At 70.6% G+C, this 17,852-nt stretch carries 15 protein-coding genes and 1 pseudogene; 8 read left to right on the forward strand and 8 right to left on the reverse strand.

What is annotated here, in order from left to right:
• The first annotated feature begins 42 nt into the window (after nucleotides 1-42).
• Nucleotides 43-447, forward strand: coding sequence for a VOC family protein (locus NR111_RS02320; RefSeq protein WP_132063417.1), 405 nt, complete (start codon nucleotides 43-45; stop codon nucleotides 445-447).
• An 85-nt stretch (nucleotides 448-532) separates the two neighbouring features.
• Here NR111_RS02320 and ilvD read toward each other — a convergent pair whose 3' ends face one another.
• From ilvD to NR111_RS02335, 3 genes are all read right to left on the reverse strand, one after another.
• A complete protein-coding gene (ilvD, locus tag NR111_RS02325) occupies nucleotides 533-2,272 on the reverse strand; it encodes a dihydroxy-acid dehydratase (RefSeq protein WP_256819757.1) in 1,740 nt (579 codons plus the stop codon).
• Between the two features lie 108 nt (nucleotides 2,273-2,380).
• Entirely contained in the window at nucleotides 2,381-3,742 is a 1,362-nt protein-coding gene (locus tag NR111_RS02330; protein ID WP_256819835.1) for a deoxyribodipyrimidine photo-lyase, read from the reverse strand.
• 99 nt (nucleotides 3,743-3,841) lie between these two features.
• The gene (locus NR111_RS02335; RefSeq protein ID WP_256819759.1) at nucleotides 3,842-4,909 is read right to left on the reverse strand and encodes an LLM class oxidoreductase; all 1,068 of its coding nucleotides are present in this window, start codon (nucleotides 4,907-4,909) and stop codon (nucleotides 3,842-3,844) included.
• Nucleotides 4,910-5,012: 103 nt separating this feature from the next.
• On the opposite strand from NR111_RS02335, the gene NR111_RS02340 reads away from it, so the two are divergent.
• Nucleotides 5,013-6,296 carry a cation:proton antiporter gene (locus NR111_RS02340; RefSeq protein ID WP_206472471.1) on the forward strand — a complete coding sequence of 428 codons (1,284 nt, stop codon included), beginning with the start codon at nucleotides 5,013-5,015 and terminating at the stop codon, nucleotides 6,294-6,296.
• A gap of 130 nt (nucleotides 6,297-6,426) precedes the next feature.
• On the opposite strand, the gene NR111_RS02345 is transcribed toward NR111_RS02340, so the two are convergent.
• Complete coding sequence (locus tag NR111_RS02345; protein ID WP_206472473.1) at nucleotides 6,427-7,047, reverse strand: hypothetical protein; 621 nt, start codon at nucleotides 7,045-7,047, stop codon at nucleotides 6,427-6,429.
• Nucleotides 7,044-7,964, reverse strand: coding sequence for an endonuclease/exonuclease/phosphatase family protein (locus tag NR111_RS02350; protein ID WP_206472475.1), 921 nt, complete (start codon nucleotides 7,962-7,964; stop codon nucleotides 7,044-7,046). Before NR111_RS02350 ends, NR111_RS02345 begins: the two co-directional genes overlap by 4 nt.
• Nucleotides 7,965-8,106: 142 nt before the next feature.
• Here NR111_RS02350 and NR111_RS02355 point away from each other — a divergent pair.
• Nucleotides 8,107-9,089: pseudogene (locus NR111_RS02355) on the forward strand (pseudouridine synthase).
• Here NR111_RS02355 and NR111_RS02360 read toward each other — a convergent pair.
• The 3 genes from NR111_RS02360 to NR111_RS02370 all read right to left on the reverse strand — a co-directional run bounded on the left by NR111_RS02360 (nucleotide 9,058) and on the right by NR111_RS02370 (nucleotide 11,084).
• Nucleotides 9,058-9,729 (reverse strand): dihydrofolate reductase family protein, encoded by a 672-nt coding sequence (locus tag NR111_RS02360; RefSeq protein ID WP_154827972.1) that lies wholly within the window; start codon nucleotides 9,727-9,729, stop codon nucleotides 9,058-9,060. The pseudogene NR111_RS02355 and the gene NR111_RS02360 overlap by 32 nt on opposite strands.
• Before the next feature lie 49 nt (nucleotides 9,730-9,778).
• Nucleotides 9,779-10,243 (reverse strand): SRPBCC domain-containing protein, encoded by a 465-nt coding sequence (locus tag NR111_RS02365; protein WP_206472477.1) that lies wholly within the window; start codon nucleotides 10,241-10,243, stop codon nucleotides 9,779-9,781.
• Nucleotides 10,244-10,310: 67 nt separating this feature from the next.
• Nucleotides 10,311-11,084, reverse strand: coding sequence for an isocitrate lyase/phosphoenolpyruvate mutase family protein (locus NR111_RS02370; protein WP_154827976.1), 774 nt, complete (start codon nucleotides 11,082-11,084; stop codon nucleotides 10,311-10,313).
• 98 nt (nucleotides 11,085-11,182) lie between these two features.
• Here NR111_RS02370 and NR111_RS02375 point away from each other — a divergent pair, with 98 nt between their 5' ends.
• From NR111_RS02375 to NR111_RS02395, 5 genes are all read left to right on the forward strand, one after another.
• A complete protein-coding gene (locus NR111_RS02375; RefSeq protein ID WP_069390304.1) occupies nucleotides 11,183-11,389 on the forward strand; it encodes a dodecin in 207 nt (68 codons plus the stop codon).
• A gap of 163 nt (nucleotides 11,390-11,552) precedes the next feature.
• A complete protein-coding gene (locus NR111_RS02380; protein WP_256819766.1) occupies nucleotides 11,553-11,996 on the forward strand; it encodes a hypothetical protein in 444 nt (147 codons plus the stop codon).
• A gap of 11 nt (nucleotides 11,997-12,007) precedes the next feature.
• Nucleotides 12,008-13,600, forward strand: a complete 1,593-nt coding sequence (locus NR111_RS02385) for an ABC transporter transmembrane domain-containing protein (RefSeq protein ID WP_374210674.1) — start codon at nucleotides 12,008-12,010, stop codon at nucleotides 13,598-13,600.
• Complete coding sequence (locus NR111_RS02390) at nucleotides 13,597-15,447, forward strand: ABC transporter ATP-binding protein (protein WP_256819767.1); 1,851 nt, start codon at nucleotides 13,597-13,599, stop codon at nucleotides 15,445-15,447. The genes NR111_RS02385 and NR111_RS02390 overlap by 4 nt, the downstream gene beginning before the upstream one ends.
• Before the next feature lie 112 nt (nucleotides 15,448-15,559).
• Entirely contained in the window at nucleotides 15,560-17,794 is a 2,235-nt protein-coding gene (locus tag NR111_RS02395) for an NADP-dependent isocitrate dehydrogenase (protein WP_069390307.1), read from the forward strand.
• Nucleotides 17,795-17,852: the final 58 nt, after the last annotated feature.

A 17,852-nucleotide genomic window follows, 5' to 3' on the forward strand; every position in this document is an offset into this window, starting at 1 on the left:
CGGCGATATCCTGGGGTCCCGCGACCCGATGAGGAGACCGCCATGTCCCGACCGGTCCATTTCGAGATCCACGCCTCCGACCCGGCCCGGGCCTGCACGTTCTACGGTGACGCGCTGGGCTGGACGTTCGAGGACTGGAGCGAGTACGCCGGGAGCCCCTACTTCGGGGTGACCACCGGACCCGAGGACGCCCCCGGCATCAACGGGGCCATCATGGCCCGGCCGGGGGACGCGCCGGAGCCCGGCTCCCCCGTCCGGGGCGCCGTGCTCACTGTGGGGTGCGAGGACTTCGACGTCACCGCCGGCAGGATCCTGGCCGCCGGGGGCGAGGTGGCCCTGGAGAAGCACGCCCTCCCCGGCATGGCGTGGCAGGGGTATTTCCTCGACACCGAGGGCAATGTGTTCGGTCTCCACCAGCCCGACCCCCGGGCCGGCGAGGAGGCCTGACCCCCGCGGGGGACGACCTCGGCCCACCCGAGACCGCCCCCGCGGGCGTCGACGGTCGGCACCGCCCCCGTCGACGCCGTCCCGGTCAGCGGCAGATCGCCCCGGTGGACGCCGACTGCACCAACTTGGAGTACTTGGCCAGGACACCGCGGGTGTAGCGCGGAGGGAGCGGCTCCCAGCCCTCACGCCTGGTCTGTAGCTCCGACTCGTCCACGAGCAGCTCCAGGGTGCCCTGCGAGACGTCGAGCCGAATCCGGTCGCCGTCCCGCACCAGGGCGATCGGCCCGCCGTCCACGGCCTCGGGCGCGATATGGCCCACGCACAGTCCGGTGGTTCCGCCGGAGAACCGGCCGTCGGTCATCAGGAGCACGTCCTTGCCCAGGCCCGCGCCCTTGATCGCGCCGGTGATGGCGAGCATCTCGCGCATGCCGGGGCCACCCTTGGGACCCTCGTACCGGATCACCACCACGTCGCCCGCGGTGATGGTCCCGTCCTCGAGTGCGTCCATCGCGGCGCGCTCCCGCTCGAAGACGCGGGCGGTGCCCTCGAAGACGTCGGAGTCGAAGCCGGCGGACTTGACCACGGCGCCCTCCGGGGCGAGCGATCCGTGGAGAATGGTGATGCCGCCGGTCGGATGGATGGGCTCCCCCATGGCGCGCAGCACCTTGCCGTCCGGGTCCGGCGGGGCGATGTCGGCGAGGTTCTCGGCGACGGTGCGGCCGGTGACGGTGAGGCAGTCGCCGTGGAGCAGACCGGCGTCGAGCAGGGCCCGCATGACCACGGGGACGCCACCGATCTTGTCCACGTCGGTCATGACGTGGGCGCCGAACGGCTTGACGTCCGCCAGATGCGGGACCTTGGCGCCGATGCGGGCGAAGTCATCGAGGGTGAGCTCGACCTCGGCCTCGCTGGCGATCGCGAGCAGGTGAAGCACCGCGTTGGTGGACCCGCCGAAGGCCATGACCACGGCGATCGCGTTCTCGAACGCCTCCTTGGTCATGATGTCGCGCGCGGTGATGCCCTTGCGCAGTAGTTCCACCACTGCCTCACCGCTGGCCTTGGCGTAATCGTCACGCCGACGGTCCGGGGCCGGCGGCGACGCGCTCCCGGGCAGCGACATGCCCAGTGCCTCGGCCGCACTGGCCATGGTGTTGGCGGTGTACATGCCGCCACAGGCGCCCTCGCCCGGGCAGATCGCGCGCTCGATGGTGTCGACGTCCTCGCGGCTCATCAGGCCCCGCGAGCAGGCCCCGACGGCCTCGAAGGCGTCGATGATCGTGACCTGCTTCTCCGTTCCGTCGGAGAGCTTGGCGAAGCCGGGAAGGGTGGACCCGGCATAGAGAAACACGCTCGCCAGATCCAGCCGCGCAGCGGCCATGAGCATGCCGGGCAGGGACTTGTCGCAGCCGGCGAGCAGCACAGAGCCGTCGAGCCGCTCGGCGCTCATCACCGTCTCGACACTGTCGGCGATCACCTCGCGGGACACCAGCGAGAAGTGCATGCCCTCATGTCCCATCGAGATCCCGTCGGAGACCGAGATCGTCCCGAACTCCAGCGGATAACCGCCGCCTGCGTGGGCGCCCTCCTTGACCGCCTTGGCCAGTCTGTCGAGCGAGAGGTTGCACGGGGTGATCTCGTTCCACGACGACGCGACGCCGATCTGTGGCTTGACCCAGTCGTCGTCGCCCATACCCACGGCGCGCAGCATCCCGCGGGCGGCCGTCTTCTCCAGACCGTCGGTCACATCGCGGCTTCGGGGTTTGATGTCGGCCTCACGGCCGGTGGTCGGGTTCTCGGAGCGGGGGGTGTCGGTGCCGGAGGTCATGGGGCCAGCCTAGGCACTCGCCGCGGTCGGCGCCCTCGGACCCTCCCGGGGGCCGACGATCGAGCAGGGCCCGGATCGGCCGTGACGGCCGGCGGCCCCACGGTCCGGTCAGTGATCGACGTCCCTGGCCACCTCGTACCGACGGAGGGCCTCGCGGCGTTCCTCGGCATGGTCGATGATGGGCGACGGGTACCCGCCGTCGTAGCCGCCGGGGGCGCGCCACGGCTCGTGGGCGGCGGCCCCGGGCAGGTGAGCGAGTTCGGGAACCCATCTCCTGACGTACTCCCCGTCGGGGTCGAATCTCCGCCCCTGGGTCACCGGGTTGAACACCCGGAAGTACGGGGAGGCGTCGGTTCCCGTGCCGGCCACCCACTGCCACCCGTGGTTGTTGGAGGCGAGATCGCCGTCGACGAGGTGGTCGAGGAAGTGCCGCGCCCCGACCGGCCACCACACGTGCAGGTCCTTGACGAGGAAACTGGCCGTGACCATCCGCACCCGGTTGTGCATCCACCCCTCGGCGAGGAGTTGCCGCATCCCGGCGTCGACGAACGGGTACCCGGTCCGGCCCTGTCGCCACGCCTCGACGTGGTCGTCCACCCCGGGGCCGTGGTCGTAGGACATGCCCGCCAGCGAGTCGCGCAGGTCGCGCCACGCGGACCGTGGCCGGTGCCACAGGACGTCGGCGTAGAACTCACGCCACGCGAGTTCGGTGACGAAGCGGCGGGCTCCCTCCCCGCCCGCGGCCGGGTGGTCCGCGAGCTCGGCCAGGATCGTGCGCGGGTGGATCTCCCCGTACTTCAGGTACGCGGACAACCGACTGGTGGTGTCGAGATCCGGTCGGTCCCGCTGCTCGTCGTACGCCTCGAGATCGTCGCGCAGGAACTCCCGCCACCGGGTGAGAGCCGCGGCCTCCCCCGCTGCGGCGGTCCCGCCCGCTCGTGCCGGGACCTCAGGTGGGCCCTCCCCGGACGCGGTGGTCCACGGGATGTGGTCGGGCCGCTCGCCGGGCGGGGGCCACCCGTGCTCGTGCCAGGCGCGGGAGAACGGTGTGAAGACCTTGTACGGCTCCCCGCTGCCGCTCAGGACCCGGCCCGGACCGACGGCGTAGGGAGACCCGGTGGTCACCAGTTCGCGACCGTCGGCGTCGAGTGCGGCGCGTACGCGGTCGTCGCGACATCGTCCGTAGGGGGTGGATTCCCGGCTGATGTGGACGCGGCCGGCGCCGACCTCGCGGGCGAGCCCCGCGATCACCTCGGCGGGGTCTCCGGTCCGCACGACCAGTGCACCGCCCGTGTCCCCCGAGAGCGCGGCGAGGGAGGCCGCCAACCGCCCCGCCCGTACACCGGCCCGCCGCAGCAGCGCGGGGTCCCGGACGAAGACCGGCAGGACCTCGTCCCCGGAGGCGACGGCCTCGAGGAGGGCGGGGTGATCGGTCAGCCGCAGATCACGTCGGAACCACAGGATCGAGATCCCCACAGGGCCTCCCTCGTCGACGGGCACGACCGCCCCCGGGGCGGCGGGCGGCGCAGTTATCTCCCGAGTGTGGCAGACCCGGGCCGGGGATCCCGTTCAGTCGAGCGCGGGGAAACGGGGCACGACGTACTCGGCCAACTCGGCGATCACCTCGAGGACCGGTCGGCGGCAGGCCCCCAGCCCCAGCTGTACGTGGTTGACACCGATCCCCCGCAGGTCCTCCAGGTGGTCGACCAGTCGCCGACGACCGATCCGGAAACCGAAGTCGATCGGGGAGGCGGTCTCGTCGGGGTTCTCCGCCAGGTCGATGCGGAGCGACTGTGCGAAGGGTTTGAACACCTCGCCGTCGTTCCCACCGCCCTCGTTCCCACCACCGCCGTCGCTCCCGGCTCCCCCGGCCGCGGCGCCGTCGCTCCCGGCTCCCCCGGCCGCGGCGACCACCATCTCCCGCCACTGCTCGACCGTGCGCCGCTGGACGTCGAAGTCCCGCGGGTAGGTCATCCAGCCGTCGCCGTGGGCGGCGAGGTACGCCACGCTCTGCTGACACGAGCCGACCATGATCGTCGGCACCGACGCGGCGCTGGGCTTGGGCACCACGTCCGCGCTGTGCATCCACCCACCGGACCAGCGGATCCCCCGCATCTCGGTGGTCCACGCGTGCGTCACCACGCGCAGGTTCTCACGGAACCGCTCGCCCCGCTCACCCTGCTCGAGGCCGAACGCCCGGAACTCCTCGGGCCTGTCGCCCGACGCCAGGCCCAGCAGGAACCGCCCCCCGGAGATCCGGTCGAGGCTGGAGGCGGACTTGGCAACGTGGAGCGGATGCCGGACGGGCAGGACGATGCCGGCGGTGCCCAGCGCGATCCGCGAGGTGTGCGCGGCCATGTGCGTGAGGAACACCCACGGGTCGTAGACCTGACCGACGTCGCCGAATGACGGTACCCGCAGCGGGATGTCACGGGCGTAGAGGGCCGCGAAGCCACCGGCCTCGGCCGCCTGCGCGATCCGCGCCTGGACGGCCGGGTCGCCCACCTCGTCGCCGTCGGCCCGGGTCCGCAGCGGGAATCCCAGGCCCAGGGTGAGGCGGCCGGGCGCGTACGTGCGCCGGAATCCCGGCAGTTCGCGTGGGTCGCCGTCGGAGCGGGTGCACGGCGAGTCGGTCATGCCCTCCACCCTCGCACGCCGTCTCCGCCGCCGGCCCCCTGCCCGCCGCACCCGGGGCTACTCGACTAAGATCTCCCTCATCCGTCGAGCGGAAGGCTGAGCGTTGACCACGACCCTGCTGGCCGCGGAAGCCTCCTCGACCGAGCTGATCTCGCTGTTCTGGGTCGTCCTGGTCGTCTTCGCCGCCCCGCTGCTGTCCTCGCTGACGCGGTCGCTGGTCCCCGGCGTGGTGGTGCTCCTCGTGGGCGGGATGCTGGTCGGTCCGAACGGGTTCGGTCTGGCGGTCGAGAGCGGCGGGGTGGCGATGCTCGCCGAGCTGGGCCTGGGGATGCTGTTCCTCCTGGCCGGGTTCGAGCTGGAGGTGTCGTCGGTGACGGGCCGGGGTGGTCGACGCGCCGCCGGGACATGGCTGGTGAGCATGGTCCTGGCCGCGGGCGTGGGGTGGCTGGTGTCGGGGCGGTGGGAGACCGCGGTGGCGATCGGCCTGTTGCTCACGTCCACGGCGGTCGGCACCCTGTTGCCGATCCTCAAGGGAGCGGGCCACGACACCACCCCGGTCGGCAGGGCCGTCCTTACGCACGGCGCCATCGGAGAGTTGGGGCCGGTCCTGGTGATGGCCGTCCTGCTCGGCACCCGCAGCATCGGCTCCTCCCTGGTGGCGGTGGGTCTGTTCTTCGCGGCCGCGCTAGTCGTCCTGGTGGTGCCGGCCCGGCTGCTCCGGGTGCGCGGCCTGGGTCGGGCACTGGTTCGCGGTACCTCCACGACGAGCCAGCTCGCGATGCGCACCGTCCTGCTGCTGCTGACCGCGATGATGGTCGTGGCCACGGTCTTCGGGCTGGACGTGGTGCTGGGTGCGTTCGCTGCGGGCATCATCCTGCGTCGGCTGGTAGATGTGCTCGCCGACCAGCTCCGCGCGAGCGACGAGGACCCCGACCGAGGCCTGGCCGAGGTGCTCACGCACCAGCTGGAGACCGTCGGTTACAGCGTGTTCATCCCCGTGTTCTTCGTGGTCTCCGGGATGGCGATCAGCGTGGCCGCGGTCGCCGATGCGCCGTGGATCCTGGTGGCGGCGGTGGCGAGCATGCTCGTGATCCGTGGTGGCGGGGTGTGGCTGTCCGAGCGCGTCCTGCGCACGAGCCCGGGCCTGACCACGACGCGCGAGCGCGCCAGGGTGGGCCTCTACGCGGCGACGGGCCTGCCGATCATCGTCGCCGTCACTCAGGTCGCCGTGGACAACGGCCTCATGGCCGCCAGGATCTCCTCGGTGCTGGTGGCCGCGGGCGCGGTCACCGTGCTGCTGTTCCCGCTGCTGGCGGAGCTGGTGCGCGCCGGGACGACCACGGAGACGGAGGAGACCAAAGAGACCGAGGAGACGACGACGAGGTGAGGTACCTGTGAAGCTGACGGCCACCACCGGGGCCCGACGGCTCGTGGTGCAGTCCTCCCTGGGTGCCGGTGACTCCGGGAGTCAGCTGCCGCTGCCGCTACGGCTGCTGATGAAGGTCGTGCTGGCCGGCCTACCTGCTCGAGGTGGTCTCGGACGACTCCCTCGTCCGCAGGGCGGTCGGCGTCAGTAGCTGAGGCCCACGGGCCATGAGCACGCCGGCGACCAGGGCGCCCAGTCCGCCTGCCGCCATGTCGCCGACGGTGTCCCCGTAGGTCACGTAGATGTCGTCGGTGAGGAAGGCGTAGCCGAACCACTCGACCATCTCCCACAGGGCGCCCAGCGCAAGCCCCAGCACCGTGGTCAACACGATCCCCCCGGCGGTGGTGAACCCGCGGGCGTCAGGCGACCGCACGATCCCCCGGTGCGCCAGAAACAGATAGGCCACCACCGCCATCCAGCCTGCGAGGACGACGTGGACGGGCACGTCCCACCACCGCAGGACCCGGTACAGGTCGACGACGTTGCTCCACGCCGCCACGAGCAGGGCGGTCGAGACGGAGATGTCGGCCCACGCGCGCATCCCGATGAACCTGGGCAACATGAGCGCCGGCAGCGTGAATGCCACGATGGCCGCATCGGTGAGCTCGTGGAACAGCAGCGCCAGCAGGACGCTGAGGACACCGAGGAGGCGCAGGGCGTCCGCGACTCGCTGCGCCCCGGTCTCGGCGGGCCGGAGGAAGTTGTCGATCACGTCGCACCGGCCCCTTCCTGGTCTCGTCCCGGGTCTCGCGGCTCGTCCCGCCCGGGGTCCGGACGGACCACGGCCTGCACAGGCAGGTGGTCCGACGGCCAAGCACCGCCGTACCGCAGCGGGTTGATCGCGGCGTCGGTGACCCTAACCCGTGATGTGGCAAGTATCCAGTCGATCCGGGTGCCGTCCCTGCGCGGCTCGCGGTACGCGGCGTACGTGCCCCACGGGTCGGTCCGCCGGTTCTCCGCGGCGCCCCAGCTGTCCACCAGTGCCCCCTCCGCGAGCAGGGTTCGCACCGCGGCATCGGACGGGCCCGCGTTGAGGTCCCCCGCGACGACGGCCGGTACGTCGCGCGCGGCCACCAGATCGCGGACCGCCCGGGCCGAACGGACGCGGGATCGTCGTGACAGTGGGTCGAGGTGGGTGTTGACCACCAGCAACTCGTGGCCGGTGTCGCGATCCCGGAAGTGCGCCGACACGAGCACCCGGGGGAACAGGTTGCCCCAGGACATCGATCCGGGGCGGCCCGGGGTGTCCGACAGCGCCGACTGATCCCACCCCAGCAGGTCGAGCCTGGTCGTGTCGTAGAAGATCGGGCAGGCCTCGCCGCCGCCGTTCGCTCCCCTACCCCGACCGAGGTGGTCGAACCGCTGGCCGAGCCCGTCGCGGACGTCCGTGATCTGCTCGGCGACCACCTCCTGGGCGCACAGCACGGTCGGCTGCTCGGCGCTCAGCAGCGCCCGCACTCGCGGGGCCCGGGCGGTCCACCGGTCGGCCGCACGGGTCAATGCGGCGGGGACCGGTCGACGGATGTTCCAACTCATGACGTGGATCCCGGGCGCCCCGACCCGGCCGAGGACAGGCGTCAGCCCCGGACGCGCGGCGTCCGGGGCGGATGCGGAGCCGTGCGGTGGCATGTCGGACGTCCTCCGCTCTCGCCGTCGATCGGACATGGCCGGGATCGTTTCTCCCACTGTATTCGGCGCGCAGGCCGGCGCGGACCGGTCGCGGGGCGGCACGAGATCGCGTCCACGGCGACGCGGGTGGGAGGATGACCGCATGTCGACGCAGCCGCCCCTGCCCGTCAGGGACGGCGTGGGACCCACGCGGTTGCGGGTGCCGACCACCGGCCCCTGGGCGGGTATCCCCGGGTTCCTCGTGGCCAGGTTCGACCACCTCGACCCGGGGGAACTGCACCGCCGGATCGAGGCCGGCGAGATCGTCGGTGCCGACGGCCGGGCGATCGCCCTCGACACCCCACTGGGCACCCACGAGTTCGTCTGGTACCACCGCGACCTGCCGGAGGAGACAGTTCTGCCGTACCGGGAGGAGATCTTTTACCGCGACGACCACCTCGTCGTCGTCGACAAACCGCACTTCCTCCCCACCACCCCGTCGGGGAGGTTCCTCCGGGAGACCGCACTCGTGAGGCTGCGAACCCGCCTCGGCAACGACGCCCTGACACCGATCCACCGGCTGGACCGCGAGACGGCGGGCCTGGTGATGTTCTCCGCCCGCCCCGACACCCGCGGCGCGTACCAGTCGATGTTCGAACGACGCGAGGTCGCCAAGGTCTACGAGGCGGTATCGGCACGGCCGCGGGGATGGGACCCTCGCGGCCCGACGATCGGGGGCCGCCCGCTGCCGATCATCCACCGGGCCCACATCCGCTCCCGGCGCGGCGACCTGCGCGTCACGGTCGACCCCTCACTCCCGACGAACTCCGAGACCCTCATCGACGTGCTCGCGGCCGGGCCCGGTGTCACCGGCCGACAAGTGCTGCACACGATCCTTCGGCCGCGCACCGGCCGGCCGCATCAACTGCGGGTGCACCTCGCGGCGCTGGGCATCCCCATCCTCGGTGACCGGCGTTACCCGACCTACTCCCCGAATCGCCCGACGACCCTCACCTGCCGCTGCAGTTGCTCGCCAGCGCACTCGAGTTCACCGATCCCGTCACGGGCGCACCGCGGCGGTTCGTCACCCGGCGAACCCTGCGCCACGCCCCCGTCAGCGGTCGCGCCGGAAACTCAGGTGGATGACGCCGCTGGGCGACGCGGCGGCCTCGATGTGGAACCGCTCCTCGAGCCCCTCCAGTCCGTCCCACAACCGCTCGCCCCTGCCCAGGAGGACCGGGACCACCGCGACGTGCATCTCATCGATGAGGTCGGCTTCGAGGAACTGCCGGATCGTCGTGGTGCCGCCCCCGATCCTCACGTCGCCTCCCGCCGCCAGACCGCGGGCGTAGTCCAGCGCCTCGGCGGGCGAGGCGTCGAGGAAGTGGAAGCTGTTCCCGCCGTCCAGTTCGAGGACCGGGCGCGGGTGATGGGTGAGCACGACCACCGGGGTGTGGAAGGGCGGATCGTCCCCCCACCATCCGCGCCACCGCTCGTCCCACGGCCCCCGCGACGGGGCGAACTTGTTGCGGCCCATGATCTCCACGCCCACGCCGGTGTTCCACCGGCTGGCGAACGCCTCGTCCACGCCCACCGTGGGCGACTGGGCGTCGTGGAAGCCCATCTCCTGGAAGGTCCGCGTGGGCAGGGCCCACTCGAGGAGGCGGTGGTCGGCGTGGCCGAACGGCGCCTCGAGGCTCTGCCCCTCGCCGGTTCCGAACCCGTCGAGCGAGACCGAGAAGTTGTGGACCCGCACCCTCGATGCGGGTCCGTCCGCGACCGTCATCGCTCGATCGTATGCCGATTCCCGGGGGCGTCAAGGCGTGGTCGGCCCCTCACTCCACGAATCGCGCGAGTTGTCCCGTGACGAGGGTCCAGCCCTCCACCAAACCGAGCTCGTCATGTGTGGCGCGCCCCTCCTCGTCCGCGTGGCGCGCGGTGATCCGGTATGTCGTGCCGTCCGGATGGTCCAGCAGAGCCACCTCTCCGGTCACGGCCACCGGTGCCGGAGTCGTCGGACGCAGGGTGCTGTCCACTGCATTGGTGAACACCAGACGTTCGCACTCGTCGACAACCAGAAATGCGGCGTCCATGTGAGGCGAGAAGTGCGACCCGTCCTCGCTCATCGACGTGATGAAGCCGCCGCCGGCGTGCGGGGCGAAGTGGTCCACCCGACAGAGGTACGGATCGGGGATCCACCACTGCGCGAACGCGGCCGGGGTGGTCCAGGCGTCCCAGACGGCCCGGCGCGATGCCCGGATCACCCTCTCGATGGTCAGGTCGTCATACTGCGGGTTCATGGGTGGCTCCCGTCCGCCAGGTCCGGCGATGAGGGGCGGTCGACCAGCGCCCGGCCACGGTGAGGCCTCAGCTCACAGGGCTCCACTCGGCGAGCTGTTTCGCCGAGACCTCCGCGAGCCACATCTGCCACAGCGGGCCGAACGACACCCGTCGCACCCCGAGGCCCCGCAGCGCGGAGGCGTCACCGGCGCCGTTGCCCTTGACCGGATGAGCGGTGACGTTGAGCGGGATGGTCACCGCCTGCACGAGTCGCCCGACCTGGTCAGCGGTCGAGAGCCCGACCGGGTAGACCGAACGCGCCCCGGCGTCCTCCATCAGCCGGATGCGCGCCTCGGCCTCCTCCAGGGGGTCCGCGAACACGTCGGTGCCGAGCTTGACCGCGTCCGTACGCCCGTTGATGACGAACGGGACCCCCGCCTCGTCCGCCGCGCGTCGGGCGCCGGCGATGTAGTCGGCGTGCTCCTGCCGCTCACGGACGCGCTTGCCCTCACCGTGGACCACGTCCTCGATGTTGGCGCCGACCGCACCCGCCTCGATCAGGCGGTTGATCAACTCACGCGGTTCCAGCCCGTACCCGGACTCGATATCCACGCTCACCGGGACGTCGACCGAGTCGGTGATCCGCTTGACCACACCGAGGTACTCGGTGAGATCCATGTTCTCGCCATCGGCGCTGCCGAGGGAGTCGGCGACAGGATGGCTGCCCACGGTGAGGCCGCCGAAACCCGCGTCCACCGCGATCCGGGCGCTCCACACGTCCCAGACCGTCGGCAGGACGAGCAGGTCGCCGGATCCGTGCCGTTCAGCGAATTCGCTCGCGCGCTCGGTGACATCAGTCATGGGGACCTCCTGGTGACGTTGGTGCCCCGACCCTACGGGATGCACCCCTCCACCAGACCACCGTAGAGTGATGCGGGTCACACGAAAAGGAGGTCATCGTGAATCACGTCTACAGCATCACCGAAATCGTCGGCTCATCCCCCGACGGCACGGACCAGGCCATCGCCAACGCGGTCGCGGAAGCGTCCAGGACGCTCCGGAACCTCGAGTGGTTCGAAGTGCAGTCCGTCCGCGGCAAACTCGACGCGGACAAGGTCACCCACTGGCAGGTCACCATCAAGGTGGGGTTCCGGCACGAGTCCTGAGCCCGGTCGGTCGCACCCGGAATCGTCCCGCCACACGCGTTCACGACGTCCCGGGCGGCCGTCCGGATCCCCCGGCTCTCTCCCTCCACAGGCGAGAACGGCCATTCCACGGATCCCTGACCAGGCCTGTTCCCGGGCGGCGGGGTGCCGAAGACTCAGGGCCATGCGATTCGAACAACTCCCAGAGAACTGGTCCGATCTCCCGCTCGACGACGCGCCGCTGGCCGCCGGCGTCATCGACCTCGTCATCGGTCACCACGACCGCCACCGCGACACGTTGCTCATCCTGCCCTGCGACGAGTACGACGTCGCGTTGCCCTCACCAATCCTCGTCAGTGACACCGAGTGGACGACATCCTCCCGTCACCGCCGCGAGTCCATGTCCGTGCTGTCGCAGATCCCCGTACCCGGATTCGTCGTGGGCCTGTCGGCCGGGCGCCGTCTGCCCGACAAGATCGTTCGGGGCTGGCTGCGGACGGTCGAGGACGAGCTCGACGCCTCCGGCCAGGCCCTGCTCGCATTCGGGGTGGCTGATCTCGACGGGGTGGAGATCGTCGGTGGACGGGCGGCTCGCAACGGAAGTCCCGGTGCTGCTGCTGCCGGGTAACATCGCACCTCGTGCCCGACAACTCACCCACCCCGGAGCCGGGCAGCATCGTCGACTATTCGGCGCTTCCCGGGCCGGGCGGGCGCAGGTCGAGGCTCCCCGCCGTCGACGCGCCCCGGTGGACGCTCAAGGTCGCGCTGGCGCAGCGCCCGTGGAGCTTCATCGCCTCCGGCGCCATGGCCGTGGCGTTCCTGTGCAACGGACTGACCCCGGTCGTGGTCGGGCGGGCGGTCGACGATGCGGTCGCCGCTTCCTCCGCCGACCGGCTGTGGTTCTGGATCGCCATCCTGGGTTGCGTGTTCCTCATGGCGATCGCCGCCAACTGGACCGCCCGTTTCATGCTGGTGCGGAGCCAGCAGTTGGTCAGCCACGACCTGCGGACCGCGGTCACCGACCGAATCCAGGACCCGCGCGGGTTCGCCGGTCGCGATCGCACCGCCGGAGGCCTGCTGTCCGTCGCGTCCTCGGACACCACCCGGGTCGGCGACATCGTCATGATGACGGTCATGCCGGTGGCCGAGGCCGCCGCCATCACCTACGGCGCGGCGATGATGTTCAGCATCAATCCGTGGCTGAGCCTCGCCACGCTGATCGGGGGCCCGCTGCTCGTGGTGGTGGCACTGTGGGTGGCGCGCCCGCTGCAGGAGCGGTCGGTCGAGCGGCAACACGCGATCGCCCGGGCCGCCGCCACCGCCACCGACGTCGTGCAGGGCCTGCGCATCCTCAAGGGACTGGGTGCCATCGTCACCGTTCGCGGCCGCTACGACGAGGTCTCCGGCACCGCGTACCGCAAGACGGTCCACGCCGACGCCGCCGAGGCCCGCCTCAACGGCGCCACCGAGGCCGCGGGCGCCCTCTTCGTCTCCACGCTCGGCATCTCCGCCGGTGCGCTGGCACTTGCGGGTCGTATCACGATCGGCGAACTCATCACGGTCGTCGGTCTGACCCAGTTCCTCGTCGTGCCGATGACGATGTTCGGCCGCAACCTCGCCTCCCGGTGGGCCTCGGCCGAGGCGTCGGGCAGGCGGATCCGTGAGGTCCTCGGCGCCGACTTCGAACGCCTCTCGGACGTCGAGGCCACCACGACCCAGCACTTCATCGACGCCCTACCGTCCGGTCTGACCGCCGTCGACGGCACGGATCACGAACTGGTCCACCTGCTCGAATCCCTGCCCCGCACCCGGGTGGTGGTCGCGCCGCACGCGGCCGACCTGTTCGACGGCAGCGTGGCCGACAACGTCCACCCGGACCGGGGCATCGCGGAGCGGGCGCTCGACGTGGCCTGCTGCGACGACATTCCCGAGGGCCCCGACAAGCGCGTCGGCGAGAGCGGGCGGATGCTCTCCGGAGGCCAGCGCCAACGCGTCGCCCTCGCCCGCGCCGTCGCCTGGGACCCGGAGGTCCTCGTGCTGCAGGACCCCTCCACCGCGGTCGACTCGGTCACCGAGCAGAACCTCGCCGACAACGTGGCCCGTCACCGGGCCGGCCGGAGGACCCTGGTGTTCAGCCAGGCCCCCGCATGGAGCGCGGTGGCCGATTCCCGTCTGACCGTGGACGGGCTCCGCGCGGTGGCGGAGGGTCTGCTCGTGGGGGCCGGGAGATGACGACGACGATCCCGACACCCCCCGTCAAGACCGACAGCGGCCTGAGGTTCCCGGTCGCCTCCGCGGGCGAGGTCCGCCGCGAGGTGGCCCGGCAGTTGCGTGGGGTCCGCCATGCGAGGCGGTGGCTGGCTCTGGCCGTGGTTCTGCTCAGCCTCGGTGCCTACGCGGGGGTGCTCATCCCCCAGCTGATGGGGCGGATCGTGGACCTGGTCTCCGGACAGGCCTCGGGTTCGCTGTGGCATATCGGTGCGCAGTTGCTAGCCGCGGCCGTCGTCGGCGCGGTGTCGAGTGCCGCCGGCTTCTATCTGGTGGCCAGGTTGTCCGAGCGGGTGATCGCCACTCTGCGCCAGGACATGGTCGGCACCGCACTGGGGCTGCCCTCCCACCGCGTCGAGGACGCCGGGTCGGGAGACCTGGTCAGCCGGTCCACCGACGACGTCGCCGAACTGTCCTCGGCGGTCACGGAAACCGTCCCGACACTGTCCACGTCCGTTCTGACGGTCGTGGCCACGGTGATCGCCCTGTTCGCACTGGACTGGCAGTTCGTCGTCATCCCGCTCGTCGTCGCGCCTCTGTACTACGTCGCCGCACGCCGCTACCTGGCCAAGGCCCCGCAGCGCTACGCCGCGGAGCGGGCCGCGATGGCCGAGCGGGCCCGGCGCGTGCTCGAGGCCATCCGCGGTCGCGCGACGGTGCGCGCGTTCTCCCTCGAGGACCGGATGCACACCCTGACCGGGAACGCGTCCTGGGACGTGGTCCGCAAGGGGATCCGGGCCCGGACCACCATGCTCGTGCTGAACGTGTGGATGCTCATCGGCGAGTTCCTCATGCTGGCGATAGCGCTGGCGGTCGGGTACCACCTCGTCGCCACCGAAGCCCTGACGGTCGGCGCGGTGACGGGCGCTGTCCTCATGATCATCCGACTGCGGGGGCCGCTGAACACCTTCATGCGCATCCTGGACGTTGTGCAGTCGGGATACGCCTCGCTCGCCCGCATCGTGGGCGTCGTCGTGGACCCGCCCGTGTCCGTACCCGACAGCGGAGTGGACGCGCCGCAGGGTCGCGTCGAACTCCGCGGCGTCGGCTTCAGTTACGGCGGGTCCTGGGCCGTGCGCGACGTCGACTTCGCCATCTCGCCCGGTGAGACGGTCGCGGTCGTCGGCGCGTCCGGGGCGGGGAAGACCACCGTCGCGGCGCTCGTGGCCGGACTGCTCGTCCCCGACGCCGGCGAGGTCCTGGTCGACGGCCATCCGGTCTCATCGCTGTCCGACTCCGAGCGCATCGCCCGCCTGGCCACGGTCAGCCAGGAGGTCCACGTCTTCTCGGGCACCCTGCGCCAGGACCTGACGCTGGCCAAACCAGCCGCCACCGACGAGGAACTGCGTCTCGTCCTCGAACGCGTCCATGCCACCGCATGGTTCCGCCGTCTGCCGGACGGGCTCGACACCGTGGTGGGGGCACGCGGCATCCAACTCGACCCCGTCGCCGCCCAGCAGCTTGCGCTGGCCCGGGTGCTGCTGCTCGACCCTGCCGTCATCGTCATGGACGAGGCCACCGCGGAAGCCGGGTCCGCGGGTGCCGGGGCACTCGAGCTCGCCGCCGACGAGATCACCCGTGATCGTTCGGCCCTGGTCATCGCCCATCGCCTCGATCAGGCGTCACGCGCCGACACGATCCTCGTGATGGACGGGGGCGCGATCGTCGAACGCGGCTCGCACGCCGCGCTGATCGAGCGGGACGGCATCTACGCCCGTCAGTGGTCGGCATGGTCCGCCGGCCGGCAGGGGCAGGCCTCCCGGGCGTCCGCGACATCCCAGGCCGGCCCCGGGTCCGCCCGACCGGGGTAGATGACTCCGGGAAACGGCGCACAGGTGTCCGACTCGGGTGATGATGGAGTCGGCGAATTGACCCCGTTCCACAAGAACTCGCTCAGCCACGAGACGAAAAGAGTCGACATCCATGACCTCAGACAGACAGACGATCATCTACACGCTCACCGATGAGGCCCCGCGCCTGGCGACGGAGGCGTTCCTCCCGGTCGTGCGCACCTTTGCCGACGCGGCCGGCATCGACGTCACGACGAGCGACATCTCGGTGGCCGCTCGCATCCTGGCAGCCTTCCCCGAGCGGCTCACCGATGAGCAGAAGGTCCCGGACAACCTCGGTGAACTGGGCCGGATGACCCAGGACCCGCACACCAACATCATCAAGCTCCCGAACATCAGCGCCTCGGTCAACCAGCTGACCAACGCGATCGCCGAGCTCCAGTCCAAGGGATACGACATCCCGGACTACCCGTACGAACCCAAGACCCCCGACGAGGTCGAGATCGTCGAGCGCTACGGCAGCTGCCTCGGCAGCGCCGTCAACCCGGTGCTCCGCCAGGGCAACTCGGACCGCCGCGCCCCGAAGGCGGTCAAGGAGTACGCCCGGGCCAACCCGCACTCCATGGGCAAGTGGTCGATGGCCTCACAGACCCACGTCGCCCACATGACACACGGCGACTTCTACGCGGGCGAGAAGTCGATCATCCTCGACCGCGCGTGCGACGCGCGCATGGAGGTCGTGACCCCGGACGGCGAGACCCACGTGCTCAAGACCGTGCCGCTCGAGGCCGGCGAGGTCGTCGACTCGATGTACATGAGCAAGAAGGCGCTCATGGACTTCTACGAGGAGCAGCTCAATGACGCCAAGGAGACCGGCGTCATGTTCTCGCTCCACGTCAAGGCCACCATGATGAAGGTGAGCCACCCGATCGTGTTCGGCCACGCCGTGCGGGTCTTCTACAAGGATGCCTTCGCCAAGCACGAGGAGCTGTTCCACGAGCTGGGCATCAACGTCAACAACGGCATGGCCGACCTGTACAACAAGATCGAGAATCTCCCCAGCTCCAAGAAGGAGGAGATCATCGAGGATCTCCACCGCTGCCACGAGCAGCGGCCGGAGCTGGCGATGGTCGACTCGGCGCGCGGTATCACCAACTTCCACTCCCCCTCGGATGTCATCGTCGACGCCTCGATGCCCGCGATGATCCGCATCGGCGGGAAGATGTACGGCGCCGACGGCCGCAAGAAGGACACCAAGGCCGTCATCCCGGAGTCCACGTTCGCGCGGATCTACCAGGAGATCATCAACTTCTGCAAGACCAACGGGGCCTTCGATCCGACCACGATGGGCACTGTGCCGAACGTCGGCCTCATGGCCCAGAAGGCCGAAGAGTACGGCAGTCACGACAAGACCTTCGAGGTCCAGTACGACGGTGTGGCCAACATCGTCGACGCCGCCACCGGCGAGGTCCTGCTGTCCCAGGATGTCGAAGCCGGTGACATCTGGCGCATGTGTACCGTCAAGGACGCGCCGATCCGCGACTGGGTGAAGCTGGCCGTGGACCGCGCCCGCGCCTCCGAGATGCCGGCGGTGTTCTGGCTGGACCCGTACCGGCCCCACGAGAACAACCTGATCACCCTGGTGAACAAGTACCTCGCCGAGCACGACACCGAGGGTCTGGACATCCAGATCATGTCGCAGGTGCGCGCCATGCGGTACACGCTCGAGCGCGCCTGGCGGGGCCTGGACACCATCTCGGTGACCGGCAACATCCTGCGCGACTACCTCACCGACCTGTTCCCGATCCTCGAGCTCGGGACCAGCGCCAAGATGCTGTCCATCGTCCCGCTGATGGCCGGCGGTGGACTGTACGAGACCGGTGCGGGCGGCTCGGCACCGAAGCACGTCCAGCAGTTGGTCGAGGAGAACCACCTGCGCTGGGACTCGCTCGGTGAATTCCTCGCACTAGGGGCGAGCCTGGACGATCTCGGGCGGAAGTACGACAACCCCAAGGCCACGATCCTGGCCAAAACGCTCGACACGGCGACCGGGAAGCTGCTGGAGAACCGGAAGTCGCCGTCCCGCACGACCGGTGAGCTGGACAACCGGGGGAGCCAGTTCTGGCTCGCGATGTACTGGGCGCAGGAACTGGCCGAGCAGTCCGACGACGCGGAGCTGGCAGCACACTTCGGCCCGCTCGCGGAGAAGCTGACCGCGGACCGGGACACCATCCTCGACGAGCTGCTCGCGGTGCAGGGCACCCCGGTCGAGCTGGGCGGCTACTTCCAGCCCGCCATCGACAAGCTGAGGGAGGCGATGCGGCCGAGCGAGACGCTCAACGCCGCTCTCGAGGACACCCGCGCCTGACCCACCCGGCCCACAACACCGCACCCACCGGCCGTCGGCTGGTGGGTGCGGTGCTGTA

The sequence above is a fragment of the Dietzia sp. Die43 genome, assembly GCF_024519835.1.
Taxonomy (GTDB): domain Bacteria; phylum Actinomycetota; class Actinomycetes; order Mycobacteriales; family Mycobacteriaceae; genus Dietzia; species Dietzia kunjamensis.